General features: G+C 62.0%; 20 protein-coding genes. 15 read left to right on the forward strand and 5 right to left on the reverse strand.

The genetic code is table 11. From position 1 onward, the window contains the following. Positions 1-323 precede the first annotated feature (323 nt). From ACTV8E_RS08200 to ACTV8E_RS08215, 4 genes are all read left to right on the forward strand, one after another. On the forward strand, positions 324-1,103 hold the full coding sequence (locus tag ACTV8E_RS08200) for an exodeoxyribonuclease III (RefSeq protein WP_251834423.1): 780 nt from the start codon (positions 324-326) through the stop codon (positions 1,101-1,103). A gap of 217 nt (positions 1,104-1,320) precedes the next feature. Then, the gene (locus ACTV8E_RS08205) at positions 1,321-2,580 is read left to right on the forward strand and encodes a rhodanese-like domain-containing protein (protein WP_443199149.1); all 1,260 of its coding nucleotides are present in this window, start codon (positions 1,321-1,323) and stop codon (positions 2,578-2,580) included. A 3-nt stretch (positions 2,581-2,583) separates the two neighbouring features. After that, positions 2,584-3,765 (forward strand): YeeE/YedE family protein, encoded by a 1,182-nt coding sequence (locus tag ACTV8E_RS08210; protein WP_443199150.1) that lies wholly within the window; start codon positions 2,584-2,586, stop codon positions 3,763-3,765. A 1-nt stretch (position 3,766) separates the two neighbouring features. Continuing rightward, positions 3,767-3,979 (forward strand): hypothetical protein, encoded by a 213-nt coding sequence (locus ACTV8E_RS08215; RefSeq protein ID WP_443199151.1) that lies wholly within the window; start codon positions 3,767-3,769, stop codon positions 3,977-3,979. A 41-nt stretch (positions 3,980-4,020) separates the two neighbouring features. Here ACTV8E_RS08215 and ACTV8E_RS08220 read toward each other — a convergent pair whose 3' ends face one another. Together ACTV8E_RS08220 and rph are read right to left on the reverse strand one after the other, a co-directional pair. Beyond that, entirely contained in the window at positions 4,021-4,389 is a 369-nt protein-coding gene (locus ACTV8E_RS08220) for a DUF4870 domain-containing protein (RefSeq protein WP_251834419.1), read from the reverse strand. Positions 4,390-4,402: 13 nt separating this feature from the next. Continuing rightward, entirely contained in the window at positions 4,403-5,125 is a 723-nt protein-coding gene (gene rph / locus ACTV8E_RS08225; RefSeq protein ID WP_251834418.1) for a ribonuclease PH, read from the reverse strand. A gap of 216 nt (positions 5,126-5,341) precedes the next feature. On the opposite strand from rph, the gene ACTV8E_RS08230 reads away from it, so the two are divergent. The 5 genes from ACTV8E_RS08230 (at position 5,342) to ACTV8E_RS08250 (ending at position 10,016) form a co-directional block, all read left to right on the forward strand. Next, positions 5,342-6,205 carry a YicC/YloC family endoribonuclease gene (locus ACTV8E_RS08230; RefSeq protein WP_443199152.1) on the forward strand — a complete coding sequence of 288 codons (864 nt, stop codon included), beginning with the start codon at positions 5,342-5,344 and terminating at the stop codon, positions 6,203-6,205. A gap of 11 nt (positions 6,206-6,216) precedes the next feature. Then, positions 6,217-6,837, forward strand: a complete 621-nt coding sequence (gene gmk, locus ACTV8E_RS08235) for a guanylate kinase (RefSeq protein WP_443199185.1) — start codon at positions 6,217-6,219, stop codon at positions 6,835-6,837. Positions 6,838-7,053: 216 nt separating this feature from the next. Next, positions 7,054-7,320 carry a DNA-directed RNA polymerase subunit omega gene (gene rpoZ / locus ACTV8E_RS08240; RefSeq protein WP_251834415.1) on the forward strand — a complete coding sequence of 89 codons (267 nt, stop codon included), beginning with the start codon at positions 7,054-7,056 and terminating at the stop codon, positions 7,318-7,320. 62 nt (positions 7,321-7,382) lie between these two features. Then, complete coding sequence (gene spoT, locus ACTV8E_RS08245; RefSeq protein WP_251834414.1) at positions 7,383-9,497, forward strand: bifunctional GTP diphosphokinase/guanosine-3',5'-bis pyrophosphate 3'-pyrophosphohydrolase; 2,115 nt, start codon at positions 7,383-7,385, stop codon at positions 9,495-9,497. A 138-nt stretch (positions 9,498-9,635) separates the two neighbouring features. Beyond that, the gene (locus tag ACTV8E_RS08250) at positions 9,636-10,016 is read left to right on the forward strand and encodes a RidA family protein (RefSeq protein WP_251834413.1); all 381 of its coding nucleotides are present in this window, start codon (positions 9,636-9,638) and stop codon (positions 10,014-10,016) included. A 141-nt stretch (positions 10,017-10,157) separates the two neighbouring features. Here ACTV8E_RS08250 and ACTV8E_RS08255 read toward each other — a convergent pair whose 3' ends face one another. Continuing rightward, on the reverse strand, positions 10,158-11,018 hold the full coding sequence (locus ACTV8E_RS08255; RefSeq protein WP_443199153.1) for an NAD-dependent epimerase/dehydratase family protein: 861 nt from the start codon (positions 11,016-11,018) through the stop codon (positions 10,158-10,160). Between the two features lie 180 nt (positions 11,019-11,198). Between ACTV8E_RS08255 and exbB the strand changes: the two genes are divergently transcribed. From exbB to ACTV8E_RS08285, 6 genes are all read left to right on the forward strand, one after another. Continuing rightward, entirely contained in the window at positions 11,199-12,194 is a 996-nt protein-coding gene (gene exbB / locus ACTV8E_RS08260; RefSeq protein WP_443199154.1) for a tonB-system energizer ExbB, read from the forward strand. A gap of 3 nt (positions 12,195-12,197) precedes the next feature. Further along, positions 12,198-12,623, forward strand: coding sequence for a TonB system transport protein ExbD (exbD, locus tag ACTV8E_RS08265; RefSeq protein WP_251834410.1), 426 nt, complete (start codon positions 12,198-12,200; stop codon positions 12,621-12,623). Beyond that, on the forward strand, positions 12,620-13,387 hold the full coding sequence (locus ACTV8E_RS08270; RefSeq protein ID WP_443199155.1) for an energy transducer TonB: 768 nt from the start codon (positions 12,620-12,622) through the stop codon (positions 13,385-13,387). Before exbD ends, ACTV8E_RS08270 begins: the two co-directional genes overlap by 4 nt. Positions 13,388-13,554: 167 nt before the next feature. Further along, complete coding sequence (locus ACTV8E_RS08275; RefSeq protein WP_251834408.1) at positions 13,555-14,487, forward strand: hydrogen peroxide-inducible genes activator; 933 nt, start codon at positions 13,555-13,557, stop codon at positions 14,485-14,487. Then, a complete protein-coding gene (gene recG / locus ACTV8E_RS08280) occupies positions 14,484-16,559 on the forward strand; it encodes an ATP-dependent DNA helicase RecG (protein ID WP_443199156.1) in 2,076 nt (691 codons plus the stop codon). The genes ACTV8E_RS08275 and recG overlap by 4 nt, the downstream gene beginning before the upstream one ends. Before the next feature lie 107 nt (positions 16,560-16,666). Beyond that, a complete protein-coding gene (locus tag ACTV8E_RS08285) occupies positions 16,667-18,043 on the forward strand; it encodes an HDOD domain-containing protein (RefSeq protein ID WP_251834406.1) in 1,377 nt (458 codons plus the stop codon). 79 nt (positions 18,044-18,122) lie between these two features. Here the strand turns inward: ACTV8E_RS08285 and ACTV8E_RS08290 are convergent, their stop codons facing one another. Together ACTV8E_RS08290 and ACTV8E_RS08295 are read right to left on the reverse strand one after the other, a co-directional pair. Beyond that, the gene (locus ACTV8E_RS08290) at positions 18,123-18,515 is read right to left on the reverse strand and encodes a helicase (protein ID WP_273538990.1); all 393 of its coding nucleotides are present in this window, start codon (positions 18,513-18,515) and stop codon (positions 18,123-18,125) included. A gap of 135 nt (positions 18,516-18,650) precedes the next feature. Next, entirely contained in the window at positions 18,651-18,923 is a 273-nt protein-coding gene (locus ACTV8E_RS08295; RefSeq protein ID WP_251834405.1) for an HU family DNA-binding protein, read from the reverse strand. Positions 18,924-19,082 lie beyond the last annotated feature (159 nt).

Below are 19,082 nucleotides of genomic sequence, written 5' to 3' on the forward strand. Positions count from 1 at the left end.
TAAAAACCTGAATTGAGCCGGTTGCAAACGGCTCGCATGATACACGCCCGTCCGGCCCCACGCATTCGAGGTGACAGCACCACGAGTGGGTACGTTTGAAGGATGCCTCTATTAACGACCAAGAGCTTTTAGGCATCGCCTCGATAGGCAGAAACTTAACGTAACGCTGCGTTATAGCAGCTCGGAATGATAAGATTCGCCGTCAATATTGCCGGCCAGCTCACAATGCTGGCTTTCTGTGAATTTGAACCGCCTATCCTTGCGGTTCCTCGGGCGCAGATGATCGATCTGATCACGCCCACCCGACTTTTTTGGGGCCATTTATGCGGATCATCAATGTGAACGTGAATGGCATTCAGGCAGCAGCCGAGCGAGGTCTTCTCAGCTGGCTGCAAGCCCAGAATGCCGACGTGATCTGCCTGCAAGACACGCGCGCTTCCACTTTCGAACTGGATGACCCGGCGTTTCAGCTGGATGGTTATTTCCTGTACGCGTGCGAGGCCGAAGTGCCCAGCCAGGGCGGCGTGGCGATTTATTCCCGCCAGCAGCCCAAGGCCGTCATCAGCGGACTCGGCTTTGAAACAGCCGATCGCTACGGACGTTATCTGCAGGCCGATTTCGACAAGGTGAGTATTGCCAGCCTGCTCCTGCCATCCGGCCAGGATGGCGATGAAAACCTGAACCAGAAATTCAAGTTCATGGAGGACTTTGCCCGCTACCTGGACAAGCAACGTCGCAAGCGTCGCGAATACATCTATTGCGGTTCCCTGCACGTCGCCCACCAGAAAATCGACGTGAAGAACTGGCGCGACTGCCAGCAGCTACCAGGCTTCCTGGCACCCGAGCGGGCCTGGATGGACGAAGTATTGGGCACCATGGGCTATGTCGATGCGTTGCGCGAGGTCAGCCGCGAAGGCGACCAGTACAGCTGGTGGCCCAACAGTGAACAAGCCGAAACCCTCAACCTGGGCTGGCGCTTCGATTACCAACTGCTGACCCCTGGCATGCGCCGCTGCGTGCGCAGTGCCAAACTGCCTCGCCAGCCGCGCTTCTCTCAACACGCACCGCTGACAGTCGATTACGACTGGCTGCTGAGTGTCTGAGCCGCGCCCGCCCTGGTATCAAAACCGCAGCCCTGCTGCGGTTTTTTCTTGCTGCTCAGTTACTTAGCGTTTGTTGCGGCTTTTTCCTCAATAATCCTCATATGCAAATTTAGAATATTAAAATCACTAAACATTCTTTTGAAGAATATATCTCCTTGCCTAGAATCGTTGCTTGATTTCCCTTGCGCTCTGCGCTTTCACGAAGTTGAGCAGTCTCATGAATAGCCCCTCTTTGCGTCACCTGCTAGCCAGCAGTCTTACCGTTCTGGCCTTGGCCGGCACCGTGCCCAGCCTGGCCTCAGCCGCCCCTGGCCTGATCGTTTCCCAAGCCGAATTTCGGACCCTAAGCCAGCAGGCTGGGGTCAAGATTCTCGACATCCGCAGCGAGGCCGAATACGCCAAGGGGCATGTTGCCGGTGCGATTCATCTGCCCTGGCAGGCATTGAACGTTTCCGAACGCGATGGCATCCGCAACGAATACGCCGACGACGCACAAATCGAGAGGGCTCTGCGCCAAGCAGGCATCAGCTATGACGACACCCTGTTGATCTATGGCGCCACCTCCATGGCCGGACGCACCTACGTCGTGCTGGAATATGCCGGCTTCGACAAGTTGCACGTTCTTGACGGCGGCCTGAGCCAGTGGAAAGGCAAGCTGACCACCCAGCCCACCCGCGTCACGCCGAGCGATTTCAAACTCATTCGGAAGCGCGAAAACCGTGTGGAGCGGGACTTCGTCGCCCAGCACATCGGCGCCATGGACACTGTCATCCTCGACGGTCGCTTTCTGGCGGCGTCGGAAGACGGCGTGATCCCCAGCGCCAAAGCTATTCCGGTTACTGACTTCCTGAACAAGAAGACCTCTGAGGTGCGCAACCGCCAGGACGTGCTCAATGAACTGGCCGCCAAGGGCATCACCCCTGACAAGGCGGTGGTCTCCTACTGCGGCAGCGGCGCCTTTGCCTCCAGCTCCTACCTGTTTCTCAAGGATCTGGGCTTCAACAACGTCAAGTTCTATGACAAGAGCTGGGATGACTGGAGCCGCGCCGACACGCCGCAAACCCTGCAGCTGGCCAACTTCAGCTTTGCGGGCGACGCCCTGAACCAGGCCAATTCCCTGGGCCCGAAATTCCTGGATGAAGCCGCCGTGCGCGCCGCACAGAAGGCCGGTGCCGTGGTGGTGGATGTTCGCCCTGCGGATGACTACGTGGTCGGGCGTATCCCGGACTCAGTCAATGTGTATTGGAACGACACCCTGAACGCCGACCGCACGCTGAAGAGCTCGGCCGAACTGCGCGAGCTGTTCGCCAAGCAAGGCGTCACCGCTGACAAGCACGTGGTGATCTTTGCCCGCGGCGGCCTGCAACTCGCCCAAGCCTATACCGTGCTGAAGCTGCTGGGTGTCGAACGCGTGGATGCGTTTGAAGGCAAATGGGAAGGATGGGTCAACCCCGGCTACGGTCCGTTCAAAGGCTGATCCATGAGCATTCTTGTCTCCCAGACCCCAGCGGTCGCGGCAGACAAGCGTATCGATACCCCGGTCGCCCTGGTGGCGGCCGTGGGTATTGTCACGCTTGCGCTGGCCTGTTTTTACACCATTGATATGCGCCAGGGCCTGCTCGCTCTGGTCGGCGCCGGTTTCGGCTACGTCATGTACCACGCCAGCTTCAGCTTCGCCGGCGGTTGGCGCGCAGCCATCACCGATGGCCGCACCGCCAGCATCCGCGCGCAAATGCTGGGGATCGGCCTGACCTGCGTGGTGCTCATTCCGCTGCTGCAAGCCGGCTCGGCGTTCGGCCAGCCGCTGACGGGCGCCGTTGGGCCCATCAGCCTCTCGCTGATGGTCGGCTCCTTGATGTTCGGTGTCGGCATGCAGCTGGGTGGCGGCAGCGTGCGCATGCTGATTACCCTGGCGTTCTTCATCGCCGGCGCGCTGCTTGGCACGGCCCACCTGTCCTGGTGGTCGCAGCAGTGGCATATCGGTGTGATCCAGCCCGCCACCGACTGGGGCTCGCTGCCGGTTATCGTCCTGCAGCTGGCCGCTCTTGGCGGCGTGTTCTTCCTGGCGCGCCGCTGGGAGCAACGCAAGCGGCAGCAAGTGGCCTCGATTTTTCGCGCGCCCGCCGGTGTCCCTGAGCTGAGCAACGGACAGCGCCTATGGCGCGGCTATTGGCCGCTGGCCTGGGCTTCGCTAGCTCTAGCGCTGCTCAGCGTGGCCAACCTGCTGCTGTCGGGACAGCCGTGGTCGGTGACCTTCGCCTTCAACCTATGGGGCGCCAAGCTCGCCGGACTGGTCGGCCTGGACGTCAGCAGCTGGGAATACTGGACCTGGTCGATGCCGGCCGCCGCCCTGGAAGGGCCGATCCTGGCCGAAACCACCTCGGTGACCAACTTCGGCCTGATTCTCGGTGCGCTGTTTGCTGCCGGCCTGGCCGGGCGTTTCGCCCCAGTAACACGCATTCCGCTCGGTTCGGCTCTGGCCGCCATCATCGGTGGGCTGCTGATGGGCTATGGCGCACGTCTGGCCTTTGGTTGCAACGTCGGCGCGCTGTTTAGCGGCATCGCCTCCGGCAGCCTGCACGGTTGGGTCTGGTTTGCCCTGGCCTTCATCGGCAGCTTGCTCGGCGTACGCGCCCGCCGCTGGTTTGGCCTGGAGAACTGAGATGAGTACCACTCAACCCCGTAGCCCTGCGCGCCTCCTGCTGCTGGCGCTGCTCCTGGCGATTAGCGCTGCGCTGGTTATCGACACTCACACCAACCTGCAGGACGGCCCGGTGAACGCCTTGCGCACTCAGGAGCCGGTCGAGGGCGATGTTGGCCGTGTCGACGCCTTTTGCGGTTTCGCCCCGTGCGGCATGCCCTTGGAATGCAACTGAGCACCGCGCCATAAAAAAGCCCTGCATCTGCAGGGCTTTTTTTATTTCACCAACCGCCAACAGAAGGGGTACCGATAGGCCACCCCGTCGTTGGCCTTGATGCCGGCAATGATCACCAGCACCAGGGCAACCACGCTGACCAGTACCATCAGCGGAAAGCCGATCAGTATCCAGGCCAGCAGCCCGCAAACCATCAATGCAACGCTGACCGTAATCTGGAAGTTCAGCGCTTCCTTGCCCTGTTGGTCAACGAACGGATCCAGGTCCTTCTTCAGCTGCCAGACGATCAGCGGCCCCAGCACATTGCCGATCATCGGCACGATGAACCAGGCGAAGGCGGCGTAGTGACAGAGCATGGCCCAGCGACGAGCCTCGACACTGGGCTGCGGAACCAGGGGTTGATCGTTCATCGCTGGGGTTCCTTCAGTCGGCCAGCGCGGCGCGCTGCAAGGCGAATAGTTCATCAAGGCCGCTGCGGGCCAGGGCCAGCATGGCATTGAGCTCTTCCGGCTGGAACGGAGCGCCTTCAGCAGTGCCTTGTACTTCAATGAAACCGCCAGCGTCGGTCATGACCACATTGAGGTCGGTTTCCGCCGCGGAGTCTTCGAGGTAATCAAGGTCCAGCACCGGCTCGCCCTGGTAGATGCCCACCGAGACCGCCGCAATCATCTGCTTGATCGGATCGCCATTTTTCAAGGCGCCGCGCTTCTTGAGGACTTTCAGTGCATCGATCAGCGCAACCATGGCGCCGGTGATCGACGCGGTGCGGGTGCCGCCATCCGCCTGGATCACGTCGCAGTCGACGTACAGGGTGTTCTCGCCCAGCTTGCTCATGTCCAGCGCGGCGCGCAGCGAGCGACCGATCAAACGCTGGATTTCCAGGGTGCGGCCGCCTTGCTTGCCGCGGCTGGCCTCGCGCTGAGTGCGTTCGCCGGTGGCACGCGGCAGCATGCCGTATTCGGCGGTCAGCCAGCCCTGTCCCTGCCCTTTGAGAAAGCGCGGCACGCCGGACTCGACACTCACGGTGCAGATCACCTTGGTATCGCCGAACTCGACCAGTACCGAGCCTTCGGCATGCTTGGTGTAGTTGCGGGTAATGCGGATCTGACGCAGCTGTTCGGCGGCGCGGCCACTGGGTCGCTTCATTGGGACTTCCTGCTGGAGAGAAATTTCAGCCGACATTATAGGGGGTTGGTCGGCCATATAGGCAGTTGCCCGCTCAAGGCAACCCGTGGATTGAGCCGGACGGCACGCCATACGAGGCGTCCGCGTGGCGTCGAAGGCGGGAAGCCTACAGCTTAAAGGTGTTTTTTCCCTTACAATCTCGGGTCTTTCGTTACCCATATCCCAGAGGTTTATCCCATGGTGCACAGCATGACCGCCTTCGCCCGTAGCGAGCGCACCGGCCCCCGCGGCACCTTGATCTGGGAACTGCGTTCGGTCAATCACCGTTATCTAGAGCCGCACCTGCGCCTGCCGGAATCCTTTCGCGACCTCGAAGGCGCCGTCCGTGATGCGCTGCGCCAAGGCCTGTCGCGCGGAAAGGTGGAATGCACGCTGCGCCTGGTGGAGGACACCACCGGCAAGCCGCTGCAGATTGATCGTGAGCGCGCCGCCCAGTTGATCAATGCCGCGGAAAGCGTGGCCGCTCTGATTAAGCAACCAGCGCCGCTCAATCCGCTGGAAGTGCTGGCGTGGCCAGGCGTGCTGGTCGCCGATGCCGCCGACCCCCAAGCCCTCAACGCCGCTGCCACCCAGCTATTTCGCGAGGCGCTGGACGAGCTACGCCAAGGCCGCGAGCGTGAAGGGGCGGAGCTGAGCAAACTGCTCAACGAGCGCCTGGACAGCATTCTCGAAGAGGTCGCCACGCTGCGCCAGCAAGTGCCGCTTATGCTCGCCCTGCAGCGCCAGAAAATTCTCGACCGCTTCGCCGAGCTGCAGGGCGAAGTCGACCCGCAGCGCCTGGAACAGGAATTGGTGCTGCTGGCCCAGAAAAGTGATGTCGCTGAGGAGCTCGATCGCCTGAGCACTCATGTTGGTGAAGTACGCCGCGTGCTCAAGGCCGGCGGCGCCGCCGGTCGGCGACTGGATTTCCTCATGCAGGAACTCAACCGCGAAGCCAATACCCTCGGCTCCAAGGCCTTTGACCCGCGCAGTACCCAGGCGGCGGTCAATCTCAAGGTGCTGATTGAACAAATGCGCGAACAAGTGCAGAACATCGAGTGAGCAAGATTTCCATGAACCCCGCTAACGGCACCCTGTACATTGTCTCTGCCCCCTCTGGGGCCGGCAAAACCAGCCTGGTCAAGGCGCTGATCGATAGCATGCCGCAGGTGCGCGTATCGGTGTCACACACCACCCGCAACATTCGCCCCGGTGAGGTAGACGGCGTCAACTACCACTTCGTGGTCCGCGAACAGTTCCAGGCGATGCTGGAAGGCGGCGAATTCCTCGAACACGCCGAGGTCTTCGGCAACCTGTACGGCACCTCGCAGCGCTGGCTGGAGCAGGCCCTCGCAGAGGGCTACGACCTGATCCTGGAAATTGATTGGCAAGGCGCACAACAGGTGCGCCGGCTGATGCCCCAGGCGCGCTCGATCTTCATCCTGCCACCGACCCAGCAGGCCCTGCGCCAGCGCCTGACCAACCGCGGCCAGGACAGCGACGAGGTCATCGACGACCGCATGCGCGAGGCGGTCAGTGAAATGAGCCATTACGTCGAGTATGACTACCTGGTGATCAACGACGACTTCGCCCATGCTCTGGACGATCTCAAGGCGATCTTCCGCGCCAACCAGTTGCGCCAGGATGCCCAGCAACAACGCCACCAGCAGTTGCTGAGCGAACTGCTGGCGTAAAGGCTGTACTAATAATCGCGGAGGGTGGATGGCGTTTACCGCCGCTCTGACTCGCTCGCCGAATCCATGAGCGCCCGCGTTTAGCGGGCCTGCAGCGTGTCGCTTATCGTGAGCCGTTGCTTTTAAAGCTTCCCTTAATGCTGGTGATTTTCTAGACTTGCCAGTCCGCTCGCCCCCTTGGGCAGCCGCCCCATTCGCTATTCGCAGAGGAACACCATGGCCCGCGTTACCGTTGAAGACTGCCTGGACAACGTTGATAACCGCTTCGAGCTGGTCATGCTCGCCACCAAGCGTTCCCGTCAGTTGGCCACCGGCGGCAAGGAGCCGAAGGTCGCCTGGGAAAATGACAAGCCCACCGTTGTCGCCCTGCGTGAAATCGCCAGTGGCCTGATCGATTACGACGTAATCGCCCAGGAAGAAATCGTTGAAGACGAGCCGCTGTTCGCTGCCTTCGAGGACGAGGCGAACAACGAGGCTCTGTAAAATCATGCCTGGTCGACGTCTCTCGGTAACCGGGATCCTCACCGGCAGCAGGAGGTAATCTCATGCCCGGTATTGAAATCCTCGCCGACAGGTTGTCGACCTATCTGGGCCCGGACCAGGTCAACCTGGTCCGCCGCGCCTATTTCTACGCCGAGCAGGCCCATGACGGGCAGCGCCGGCGCAGTGGCGAAGCCTACGTCACCCATCCCCTGGCGGTGGCCAATATCCTCGCGGAAATGCACATGGACCATCAGAGCCTGATGGCCGCCATGCTGCACGACGTGATCGAGGACACCGGCATCGCCAAGGAAGCGCTCACAGTGCAATTTGGCGAAACCGTCGCCGAACTGGTCGACGGGGTCAGCAAACTGACCCAGATGAACTTCGAGACCAAGGCCGAGGCGCAAGCGGAAAACTTCCAGAAAATGGCCATGGCCATGGCCCGCGACATTCGCGTGATCCTGGTCAAGCTCGCCGACCGCCTGCACAACATGCGCACCCTCGATGCCATGCCGCACGAGAAGAGCCGGCGTATTGCCAAGGAAACCCTGGAAATCTACGCGCCCATCGCCAATCGCCTGGGCATGCACAACATTCGCGTCGAGTTCGAAGACCTCGGCTTTCGCGCCATGTACCCGATGCGCTGCGAACGCATCCGTGCGGCAGTGCGCGGCGCGCGGGGCAATCGCAAGGAAATCGTCAACAAGATCGAAGCATCGCTGACCCATTGTCTGGAGCGTGAAGGCCTGGGCGGCGAGGTCAGTGGCCGCGAGAAGCACCTGTTCAGCATCTACAAGAAGATGCGCGGCAAGCGCAAGGCGTTCCACGAAATCATGGACGTCTATGCGTTCCGCATCGTGGTCGACAAGGTCGATACCTGCTACCGCGTGCTGGGTGCCGTGCACAGTCTGTACAAACCGTTACCCGGGCGTTTCAAAGACTACATCGCGATTCCCAAGGCCAACGGCTACCAATCGCTGCACACCACACTGTTCGGCATGCATGGCGTGCCCATCGAAATCCAGATTCGCACCCGCGAAATGGAAGAGCTGGCCAACAACGGTATTGCTGCGCACTGGCTGTACAAATCCAGTGATGATGAGCAGCCCAAGGGCAACCATGCCCGTGCCCGACGCTGGCTCAAGGGTGTGCTCGAACTGCAGCAGCGCGCCGGCAACTCGCTGGAGTTCATCGAGAGCGTGAAGATCGACCTGTTTCCCGACGAGGTCTATGTCTTCACGCCCAAGGGCCGCATCATGGAGCTGCCCAAAGGCTCCACCGCGGTCGACTTTGCCTATGCGGTGCACACCGATGTCGGCAATAGCTGCATCGCCTGCCGCATCAACCGCCGCCTGGCCCCGCTGTCGCAACCGCTGGAAAGCGGCGAAACTGTGGAAATCGTCACCGCACCCGGCACCCGGCCGAATCCCGCCTGGCTGAACTTCGTGGTCAGCGGCAAGGCGCGTACCCATATCCGCCACGCCCTCAAGCAGCAGCGTCGCTCCGAGTCGATAAGCCTCGGCGAACGTCTGCTCAACAAGGCGCTGGCCGGCTTTGACAGCGATCTGGAGCATATTGCCCCGGAACGCTTCCAGGTGCTGCTCGACGCGTATCAGCTTGAAGTCGTCGAGGATTTGCTCGAAGAGATCGGTTTGGGCAATCGCATGGCCTACGTCGTGGCGCGTCGCCTACTCACCGGCGACAGCAACGAGCAGCTGCCCAGCGCCGCCGAAGGTCCGCTGGCTATTCGCGGCACCGAAGGCCTGGTGCTCAGCTTCGCCAAGTGCTGCACGCCGATTCCCGGCGACCCGATTGTGGGGCACCTGTCGGCCGGCAAGGGCATGGTGGTGCACCTCGATGGGTGCAAAAACATCGCCGAGATTCGCACCAACCCGGAAAAATGCATCCCGCTGACCTGGGCCAAGGACGTTAGCGGCGAATTCAATGTCGAACTGCGCGTTGAACTGGAACACCAGCGCGGACTCATCGCCCTGCTTGCCGGCAGCGTCAACGCCGCTGATGGCAACATCGAAAAAATCAGCATGGACGAACGCGACGGCCGCCTCAGCGTGGTACAGATGGTGGTCAGCGTGCGTGACCGTGTACACCTGGCGCGGGTCATCAAGAAACTGCGCATTCTGATGGGCGTGACGCGCATTACGCGGGTCAGGGCCTGAAAGCAGCGGCAAGCTTCGGGCTGCAAGCTACCCGTAGCAGCCGCTGTTCAGCCACGCCACGTACAGTCTGCAGCGATACCCGCCTTACTTGCAGCTTGAAGCTCGCCGCTTGAAGCTGCCTTCATCAAGGAGTTTTCCATGAGCAAGACCGTCATCACCTCCGACAAGGCTCCCGCCGCCATCGGCACTTATTCCCAAGCCATCAAGGCGGGCAACACCGTCTACATGTCCGGGCAGATTCCGCTAGACCCGCAGACCATGGAACTGGTCGAGGGCTTTGAAGCACAGACCGTGCAGGTCTTCGAAAACCTCAAGTCGGTTGCCGAAGCCGCCGGCGGTTCCCTGGCCGACGTGGTCAAGCTGAACATCTACCTGACCGATCTGGCCAACTTCGGCCAGCTCAACGAGATCATGGGCCGTTACTTCCAGCAGCCCTATCCGGCCCGCGCCGCCATCGGCATCAACAGCCTGCCCAAGGGTTCGCTGGTGGAAATGGACGCCATCCTGGTCGTCGAATAAGCACGCCCTTTGCCAGCAGGCTTCTGCCTGCGGGTGATTACCGCGTCTCGGGCTGATATTCAGCGCAGCCCATGGTAAAGGCCCGCTCCAACGGTCAATCGTTGGAGCGGGCCTTTACGCTTCACAGCCTTCCTTCTGCAATCATTGGCCATGCGTCAGTAACGCGGCATAGCCTTCCCGGTAGCTGGGATACTCAGGCCGCCAGCCCAGCGCGCGAGCCCGTGCATTGCTGCACCGCTTGCTGCCGGCGCGACGCCCCAGGGCCTGCTCAGCCCAATTTCCTATACCCAGCTGCTCACGCAGCCAGGCCACCACCTCATGCAAGGCCGCCGGTTCGTCGTCCACGCCCAGATAGCAGTCGTCCAGCACCCTGCCTTGCGCATCGGCCTGCAGCAAATACGCCAGCAAGCCGGCGGCATCGTCGCGATGGATGCGATTGGCAAACAGGGGCGGCTCACTCTGTACCTGCAGCCCGGCACGCACTTGATCCAGCAGCATGCGACTGTGCGGGCCATACAGCCCTGCCAGACGCACGACGCTGGCCGGCACGCCGCTGCCGAGCGCCAGACGCTCGGCCTCGAGCATGACCTGCCCGTTGAAGCCGCTCGGCTCGCACGGCGAGTGTTCATCCACCCACTCACCCGCCTGCTGGGCGTAAACGGCGGTGCTGGAGACAAACAGCAGACGACGCGGTCGCTGACCACGCGCATCCAGCCAACCCAACAGATTACGCAGCCCCTCGACATAGGCGGCGCGATAGCCCGCCTCATCCCGTTGCTGGGCAGCCACGGCGTACAACACATAATCCGGCGCTGTCTTCGGCCAGTCCTCTGGGCAGTGTGGCGAGGCCAGATCGGCATAAAGGGGCTGGATAGCCGACGGCAAGCCTGCGACATGACGCCGCAAACCCTGTACGCGCCAGCCCTGCGTGGCCAGGCGCAGGCCGACCCGGGAACCAATGTCGCCGCAGCCGGCAATCAGTAAAGCAGGGGCATTAGGCATGATCTTCTCCATTAAAAGTGCTCGCAGCATTAGGCCATTGCGAGTAATAGCAGGCCACTTCACGCCGCCGCTAATCGATTTAGCCCTTTGACGAACGAGAATTAATTGCAATAATGCCGGCCATTCCGCTTCAGCGTCTCGCGCTGAACTGTCTTGCTCTCACGCGTAGGTCCGGCCCGCATGAAATCGTTGCTCTTTCGCGCCCACCCCCGGGTTCATTCCCCACGCCATTCGAGCGTTTTGCTGGCTGCTGTCTTCAGCCTGCTGATCCTGCCCACCCAGGTGTTCGCCGACGCAGCCGTGCCCGCCCCGAACGCACACGATAGCGCAGCGCTTTCAGCCACTGCGCCGATTTCAGAAGCCGCCGACTCGGCCGTGCTGCCAGCCGACAGCACGGCTGAGGCACAAGAAGGCGCGCCAGAGGCCCTGGCTCCAGTACCCCAACCGCCGGCGGACGTTTCCCACGGCCTGGCCCATGACCTGTCGCCCTGGGGCATGTATCAAGGCGCCGACATCGTCGTCAAAGCCGTCATGATCGGCTTGATCCTGGCTTCGATCCTCACCTGGACCATCGGCATCGCCAAAGGCCTTGAGCTGATGCGCGCCAAACGCCTGCTGCGCCGCGAAGCGCTGGAGATGAAGAAAGCTCGCAGCCTCAAGCAGGCCGCCGAGCAACCCCATGAAGCACACAGCTTCACTCGCGTGCTGATCGAGGATGCCCAGGACGAGCTGAACCTGTCCGGCAAGCACGCCGACAGGGAAGGTATCAAGGAGCGCGTCGGTTTCCGCCTGGACCGCCTAGTGGCTGCCAGCGGCCGGGAAATGAGCCAGGGTACCGGCGTGCTCGCCACCATCGGATCGACCTCGCCGTTCATCGGCCTGTTCGGCACCGTGTGGGGGATCATGAACAGCTTCATCGGTATCGCCAAGACCCAGACCACCAACCTCGCCGTGGTGGCTCCCGGTATCGCCGAAGCGCTGCTGGCCACCGCCCTGGGCCTGGTCGCGGCCATTCCGGCAGTGATCATCTACAACGTCTTCGCCCGCTCGATTGCAGCCTACAAGGCCCAGGTCGGCGACGCCGCAGCGCAGGTCTTGCTGCTGGTCAGCCGTGACCAGGACCATCAATCGTTCGGCGAGCGCAGCCCGCAGCCTCACGTGGTCAAGGTGGGCTAACCCATGGGCATGCACCTGAAGGAAGGAAACGACGATCTCGCCGAAGCCAGTGAAATCAACGTAACGCCCTTCATCGACGTGATGCTGGTGCTGCTGATCATCTTCATGGTCGCCGCCCCCCTGGCGACCGTGGACGTCAAGCTCGACCTGCCGGCCGCCGCAGCCAAACCCACGCCGCGCCCGGACAAACCGGTCTACCTGAGCATCAAGGAAGACCACAGCCTGTTCCTCGGCAATGACGAGATCAGCCTGGAGCAACTGGGTACGGCGCTGGATGGCGCCACCCAGGGCAAAAAGGACACCACCATTTTTCTACGCGGCGACAACGCGCTGGATTACGGCAACCTTATGGAAGTCATGGATGGCCTGCGCGCCGCCGGCTACCTGAAGATCGGCTTGGTCGGCCTGGAGACGGTCGGCCAGCAATGAGCAGCAGCGCGCGCAAACTGACCCGCTGGGGCCTCAGCCTGCTGCTGGTACTCGGCATCCATGTTGGCCTGGCCCTTTGGTCGCTGTACTGGCAGCCCCAGGCTGCGCCCTTGGCCGATTTGCCGCCCCCAGCGATGATGCTGGAGCTGGCGCCGATTCCCGAAGCGCCCAGCCCGACACCACCGCCGCGCCCGCAAGAACCCGAGCCGGAACCTGAGCCTGAGCCTGAATTGCCCAAACTGGCCGAGGCGCCCGAGCCGGAAATCGCCCTGCCACCACCGCCCAAGCCCAAGCCCAAGCCGAAACCGCCCAAGCCCAAGCCGCCCGAGCCCAAGCCGTTGCCACGCGAGCCCGAACCCGAACCCAGCTCGACACCGCCGGTGGAAACGCCGCCGGCCAAGCCGAGCCAACAGGCCCGTGCACCCGAATCATCGTCGCAGCTGTCAGCCAACACCCAGGCCACACAGGGACAACCAAGCTGGGAGAGCCGCCTACTCGGTCACCTGAACCGCTACAAGCGTTACCCCAACGACGCCCGGCGCCGCGGCCAAGAAGGCGTGGTCAAGGTGCGCTTTGTGATCGACGCTCGTGGCAAGGTCATCGACCACCAACTGGTCGGCCGCTCCGGCAGCCCCTCGCTGGATCGCGCCACCCTGCACATGATCCGCCGCGCCCAGCCCCTGCCTGCGCCCCCGCCAGAACTGTTGAAAAATGGCAGCCTGGAAGTGGTCGCGCCGTTCGTGTACTCGCTGGAGCGTGGCTGAGTAGCCGCAATTCGAGCGTTTTCACCTTTAGGCTTGCCATCCGTCCGAGTCTGCCGGGCCATGACATTGACCGCTACACGTCTGCAGCTGCGTTTCGAGGGCCCGCCGGCGGTTGGTTCCAAACAAGACAGCGGCTATGCTTGGGGTCATTGCAATGGATATTCGCTATGACCCTTACTGAACTGCGCTATATCGTTACCCTCGCTCAAGAACAGCATTTTGGCCGCGCCGCAGAGCGCTGCCACGTCAGCCAGCCGACGCTCTCTGTCGGCGTCAAGAAGCTTGAAGACGAACTGGGCGTCTTGATCTTTGAACGCAGCAAAAGCGCGGTGCGCGTCACGCCTGTCGGCGAAGGTATCGTGGCCCAGGCGCAGAAAGTACTCGAACAGGCCCAGGGCATTCGCGAGCTGGCCCAGGCCGGCAAGAACCAGCTGGCCGCACCGCTCAAGCTGGGCGCCATCTACACCGTCGGCCCGTATCTGTTCCCGCACCTGATCCCTCAACTGCATCGCGTGGCACCGGACATGCCGCTGTATATCGAGGAAAATTTCACCCACGTCCTGCGCGACAAGCTGCGTACCGGCGAACTGGACGCGATCATCATTGCCCTGCCGTTCCAGGAAGCAGATGTCCTGACTCGCTCGCTGTACGACGAGCCGTTCTATGTGCTGATGCCCAGTGGCCACCCCTGGTCTGCGAAAGACACCATCGACGCCTCCATGCTCAACGACAAAAGCCTGCTGTTACTCGGTGAAGGTCATTGCTTCCGGGACCAGGTGCTCGAGGCCTGCCCGACCACGCGCCGGGGCGAAGCCGCCAGTCACACCACGGTCGAATCCAGTTCGCTGGAAACCATCCGCCATATGGTCGCCTCGGGGTTGGGTGTCTCCGTCCTGCCATTGTCGGCCGTCAACAGTCATCACTATGCAGAGGGCGTGATCGATATCCGCCCCATGACGCCCCCGGTCCCCTACCGCACGGTCGCCATCGCCTGGCGGGCCAGCTTTCCGCGGCCCAAGGCCATTGAAGTGGTGATGGACTCGATTCGTCTCTGCTCCGTCAGCCGTTCGCCCAGTCCGGCCGTCACCGAACCGGCATGAGCGAACTGTCCCAGGTGCCGGTAACCACCCTGAAAGGGGTGGGCGCCGCACTGGCTGAGAAGCTCGCCAAGGTTGGCCTGGAAACGCTCCAGGACGTGCTCTTCCATCTGCCACTGCGCTACCAGGACCGCACCCGCATCACGCCCATCGGGGCCTTGCGTCCTGGTCAGGATGCCGTGATCGAAGGCGTAGTCGCCGGTGTCGACGTGGTCATGGGTCGACGACGCAGCCTGTTGGTGCGCCTGCATGATGGCAGCGGTGGCTTGTCCCTGCGTTTTTTTCATTTCAGCCAAGCGCAAAAAGACGGCATGAAGCGTGGCACTGCGTTGCGCTGTTACGGCGAAGTACGTCCCGGCGCCACCGGCCTGGAAATTTATCACCCCGAGTACCGCGCTCTGAGCGGGGCTGAGCCCGCGCCGGTCGAACAGACCCTGACGCCCATTTATCCCAGTACTGAAGGCCTGACCCAGCAACGCCTGCGTACGCTTAGCGAACAGGCCCTCGCGCGTTTAGGGCCCCACAGCTTGCCAGACTGGCTGCCCCTCGAGCTTGCCCGCGATTTCCGCCTCGGCGCACTGGACGAGGCGATCCGCTACTTGCATCGCCCGCCACCGGATGCCGACCTGGACGAGCTCGCCGAGGGCCAGCACTGGGCTCAGCGCCGCCTGGCCTTCGAAGAATTGCTCACTCACCAGTTGTCCCTGCAGCGCCTGCGCGAGCAAGTGCGCGCTCAGGCCGCACCCGCCTTGCCAATCGCTCAGCGCTTGCCGCAGCTGTTTTTACAGAACCTTGGCTTCGCGCCCACTGGCGCGCAGCAACGCGTTGGTGCCGAGATCGCCTATGACCTCAGCCAGCATGAGCCCATGCTGCGCCTGGTGCAGGGTGATGTCGGCGCCGGCAAGACCGTGGTCGCCGCGCTGGCCGCCCTGCAAGCGCTGGAAGCGGGCTTTCAGGTGGCGCTGATGGCGCCCACCGAGATTCTCGCCGAGCAGCACTTCATCAACTTCAGCCGCTGGCTGGAGCCGCTCGGCATTGAGGTCGCCTGGCTGGCCGGGAAGCTTAAAGGCAAGGCACGCGCCAGTGCCTTGGAGCGTATCGCCAGCGGTGCACCCATGATCGTCGGCACCCACGCGCTATTTCAGGAAGAGGTGCGTTTCCAGCGTCTGGCCCTGGCGATCATTGACGAGCAACACCGCTTCGGCGTGCAACAGCGTCTGGCGCTGCGCCAGAAGGGTGTCGATGGCCGGCTCTGCCCGCACCAGCTGATCATGACTGCCACGCCGATCCCGCGCACCCTGGCCATGAGCGCCTACGCCGACCTGGACACCTCGATTCTCGACGAGCTGCCACCGGGGCGCACGCCGGTGAATACCCTGGTGATCGCCGACAGCCGCCGCATCGAAGTCATCGAACGAGTACGCGCCGCCTGCCAGGAAGGCCGTCAGGCCTATTGGGTGTGCACACTGATCGAGGAATCCGAGGAACTCACCTGCCAGGCGGCCGAGACCAGTTTTGAGGAGCTCACCTCGGCCTTGGGCGAGCTGCGTGTCGGATTGGTACACGGACGCATGAAGCCGGCCGAAAAAGCGGCAGTAATGGACGCGTTCAAACGTGGCGAACTGGAGTTACTGGTTGCCACGACAGTGATTGAAGTCGGCGTCGACGTACCCAATGCCAGCCTGATGATCATCGAGAATCCCGAGCGCCTGGGTCTAGCACAGCTGCACCAACTTCGCGGCCGGGTCGGCCGTGGCAGCGCAGCCAGCCACTGCGTCCTGCTCTACCACGCGCCGTTATCGCAGCTGGGTCGCGAACGGCTGGCCATCATGCGCGAAACCAGCGACGGCTTCGTCATCGCCGAAAAGGACCTGGAACTGCGCGGCCCGGGCGAAATGCTGGGCACCCGGCAAACCGGCCTCTTGCAGTTCAAGGTCGCCGATTTATTGCGCGACGCCGACCTCCTTCCCGCCGTACGCGATGCGGCCCAAGCGCTGCTGGCCCATTGGCCTCAGCATGTCAGTCCACTATTGGAGCGATGGCTGCGCCATGGACAGCATTATGGCCAGGTTTAAGCATCCTGAACCCTACTGAATCGCGCCTTGCGGCCGATATAGTTGAAACCCTGGCACTACCGCGGACCCGTTTCATGAGTGAATGTTTTTCGCCTCAAGAGCACGTGTTGACTCCTCCCCTTATCATTCAGCAGCTGTTGCGAAAACTGGCCGTTCCCGTGCGCACGCGCATTGAGGAGCCCGGTCAACCGGCAGCCCAACGTGTCCAGGCGGTTCTGCTCGAAGATAGCGCCGGTGCCGTCCTGGTTCTTTACCCGCGCAACCAATTGCTCGATCTGAAACGCCTGAACGAGGTCAGCGGCCGCCCGTTGAGCATCATCAAGCCGGATCGCTTGAGCCGCATGCTCACCCGACACGGCCTGAGCAGCCTGCCGGCGTTGCCGGCGATCACCAGTTCGCCTTGCTTGTACGATGAACGGCTGCTTGAACAACCGGTACTGCTCATCGAAGCCGGTGTCCCCAATCTACTGCTCGATATTTCCCGCGAGCATTTCCAGCTATTACTCGGCAAGGCCAAGCCAGGCCTGTTTGGCCAGCCGTTGAGCAATATCCGCCTCAACCTGACCCGCCCGACCGACGACGGTACGGAAATCGACCAGGCCGTGCAGAATTTCACCGCTCGACGCATCCAGCAGCGTCTGGGCGAGACCATGGAAATTCCGCCGCTGGCGCAGACTGCTCAGCGCATCATCAAATTGCGGGCCGACCCAGAAGCGAACATCGACGACATCACCAGCGTGGTGGAAACGGATCCGGCTCTGGCCGCCCAGGTTATCCGCTGGGCCGCCTCGCCTCTGTATGCCGGGCCGGGGCAGAAGGTTCGCTCGGTAGAGGACGCAATCATCCGTGTGCTCGGTTTCGATCTGGTGATCAACCTGGCACTGTCCTTGGCGCTTGGCCGTCATCTGAATCAGCTCAGCGACCCGAAGCAACAGCGCACGCCTTATTGGCAGCAAGCCATTTACACCGCGGCGCTGATCGAAGGTCTGACCCGCCTGATGCCCCTCCCACAACGCCCCGAAACCGGACTGGCCTATCTCAGCGGCCTGCTGCACAACTTCGGTTATCTGCTGCTGGCGCATATTTTCCCACCGCACTTCGCGATGATTTGCCAGCATCAGGAAGCCAACCCGCACTTGGCCCATGGCCATATCGAACAACACCTGCTGGGTATTACCCGCGAGCAGATCGGCAGCTGGATGATGCGCGACTGGGCCATGCCGGATGAAATCGTGACGGCGCTACGCTTCCAGCATGACCCGGACTATGCCGGCCCGCATTGCGCCTACCCAAACCTGGTATATCTGGCGATCAACCTGCTGCGTGGACGCGGAATCGGCTCAAGTCCGCCACAGCCGATTCCCGATGGCCTCTTGCAGCGCCTGGGACTGGAGAAAAGCCAGGTTGAACACGCCCTGGACAAGGTATTGAAAGCCGAAGCGGCGCTGCGAGAGCTGGCCAACAACATCTCCCAGGCGCGCTGACTGCCCCTACCGGATTCGGTGTCGACGCAAAAACGCCACGCGGCCCAGAGATCGCGTGGCGTTTTTCATTTCGGCGTGTTCAGGCCGCTTTTGGGGACGCGCTTTTTTTCTTCGGCATCAGGTACTTGGTCAGACCCTGGAACCACATCACCAGCGCCGGGTTACCTTGAATCTGGATGTCTTTGTTCTGGATGCCCTGCATAAACGCCAGCTGCTTGTTCTTGGCGGTCATGGTGGCATATCCGTAGGTGGCGTCCTTGAAGCCAAGGGCAAAGGCCGATTGCTGGGCCGGACCGCGCTTGCTGACCACGCGTTGATCCTTGACGATGAAGTGGCGGGCGACCTTCCCGTCCAGGGTGTGCAACTGGAAAACCAGCTCCTTGTCGGCCAATTGCTTCTGGAAGTCAGGATTAGTGCGGCTGGCCTTGCTCATCAGGCGACCCAACATCCAGAGAAGAAAGCGGAATTTCATCGAAACAGTCTCAATGACAAAAGATAAGGCGCGCGATTGTAGCGGCAGGCCCGCCATATCACAGCCGGTCTTTCGGACAAATTCAAGCAATCGTCTGCACTAGCCGGCGCGCCCAGTGCAGACGCTGCCGGCCTGTCAGTTCACGGCGTCCTTGAGGGACTTGCCGGGTTTGAACGCCACAGTATTACTGGCCTTGATCTTTACGGGCTCGCCCGTTTGAGGATTCTTGCCGGTGCGCGCGCCACGGTGGCGTTGCACGAAGGTACCGAAGCCGACCAGGGTGACACTGTCCTTGCGGTTCAGCGCACCGGTGATTTCGTCGAGCACGGCATTGAGGACGCGGTTGGCTTGCTCCCGAGTCAAGTCAGCCTTTTCCGCAATGGCTGCGGCGAGTTCTGGTTTGCGCATACAAATTGCCTCTTAGACGGTGTTGTTGTTGTTTTTTCCGTGCTGCTCGCAGGAACAGCGCCCAAGGCGCCGCAGCGGCTCTACGCTGCGGCAGTCCTTGGAGAATGGCATGACACTCTGGGTCATGCCAGTTCCCCTATCCGCTTTCGTGAGCCAATG

The sequence above is a fragment of the Pseudomonas sp. B392_1p genome (assembly GCF_052245235.1).
Lineage (GTDB): Bacteria > Pseudomonadota > Gammaproteobacteria > Pseudomonadales > Pseudomonadaceae > Serpens > Serpens gallinarum.

Excerpts from the sequence above, each read along its gene's own strand:
- exbB (WP_443199154.1), top strand. The coding sequence starts at position 11,199 with ATGAAATCGTTGCTCTTTCGCGCCCACCCCCGGGTTCATTCCCCACGC.
- ACTV8E_RS08255 (WP_443199153.1), bottom strand. The coding sequence starts at position 11,018 with ATGCCTAATGCCCCTGCTTTACTGATTGCCGGCTGCGGCGACATTGGT.
- ACTV8E_RS08230 (WP_443199152.1), top strand. The coding sequence starts at position 5,342 with ATGGTGCACAGCATGACCGCCTTCGCCCGTAGCGAGCGCACCGGCCCC.
- spoT (WP_251834414.1), top strand. The coding sequence starts at position 7,383 with ATGCCCGGTATTGAAATCCTCGCCGACAGGTTGTCGACCTATCTGGGC.
- ACTV8E_RS08275 (WP_251834408.1), top strand. The coding sequence starts at position 13,555 with ATGACCCTTACTGAACTGCGCTATATCGTTACCCTCGCTCAAGAACAG.
- ACTV8E_RS08215 (WP_443199151.1), top strand. The coding sequence starts at position 3,767 with ATGAGTACCACTCAACCCCGTAGCCCTGCGCGCCTCCTGCTGCTGGCG.
- ACTV8E_RS08290 (WP_273538990.1), bottom strand. The coding sequence starts at position 18,515 with ATGAAATTCCGCTTTCTTCTCTGGATGTTGGGTCGCCTGATGAGCAAG.
- recG (WP_443199156.1), top strand. The coding sequence starts at position 14,484 with ATGAGCGAACTGTCCCAGGTGCCGGTAACCACCCTGAAAGGGGTGGGC.
- rpoZ (WP_251834415.1), top strand. The coding sequence starts at position 7,054 with ATGGCCCGCGTTACCGTTGAAGACTGCCTGGACAACGTTGATAACCGC.
- ACTV8E_RS08270 (WP_443199155.1), top strand. The coding sequence starts at position 12,620 with ATGAGCAGCAGCGCGCGCAAACTGACCCGCTGGGGCCTCAGCCTGCTG.
- ACTV8E_RS08295 (WP_251834405.1), bottom strand. The coding sequence starts at position 18,923 with ATGCGCAAACCAGAACTCGCCGCAGCCATTGCGGAAAAGGCTGACTTG.
- gmk (WP_443199185.1), top strand. The coding sequence starts at position 6,217 with ATGAACCCCGCTAACGGCACCCTGTACATTGTCTCTGCCCCCTCTGGG.
- rph (WP_251834418.1), bottom strand. The coding sequence starts at position 5,125 with ATGAAGCGACCCAGTGGCCGCGCCGCCGAACAGCTGCGTCAGATCCGC.
- exbD (WP_251834410.1), top strand. The coding sequence starts at position 12,198 with ATGGGCATGCACCTGAAGGAAGGAAACGACGATCTCGCCGAAGCCAGT.
- ACTV8E_RS08200 (WP_251834423.1), top strand. The coding sequence starts at position 324 with ATGCGGATCATCAATGTGAACGTGAATGGCATTCAGGCAGCAGCCGAG.
- ACTV8E_RS08250 (WP_251834413.1), top strand. The coding sequence starts at position 9,636 with ATGAGCAAGACCGTCATCACCTCCGACAAGGCTCCCGCCGCCATCGGC.
- ACTV8E_RS08205 (WP_443199149.1), top strand. The coding sequence starts at position 1,321 with ATGAATAGCCCCTCTTTGCGTCACCTGCTAGCCAGCAGTCTTACCGTT.
- ACTV8E_RS08210 (WP_443199150.1), top strand. The coding sequence starts at position 2,584 with ATGAGCATTCTTGTCTCCCAGACCCCAGCGGTCGCGGCAGACAAGCGT.
- ACTV8E_RS08220 (WP_251834419.1), bottom strand. The coding sequence starts at position 4,389 with ATGAACGATCAACCCCTGGTTCCGCAGCCCAGTGTCGAGGCTCGTCGC.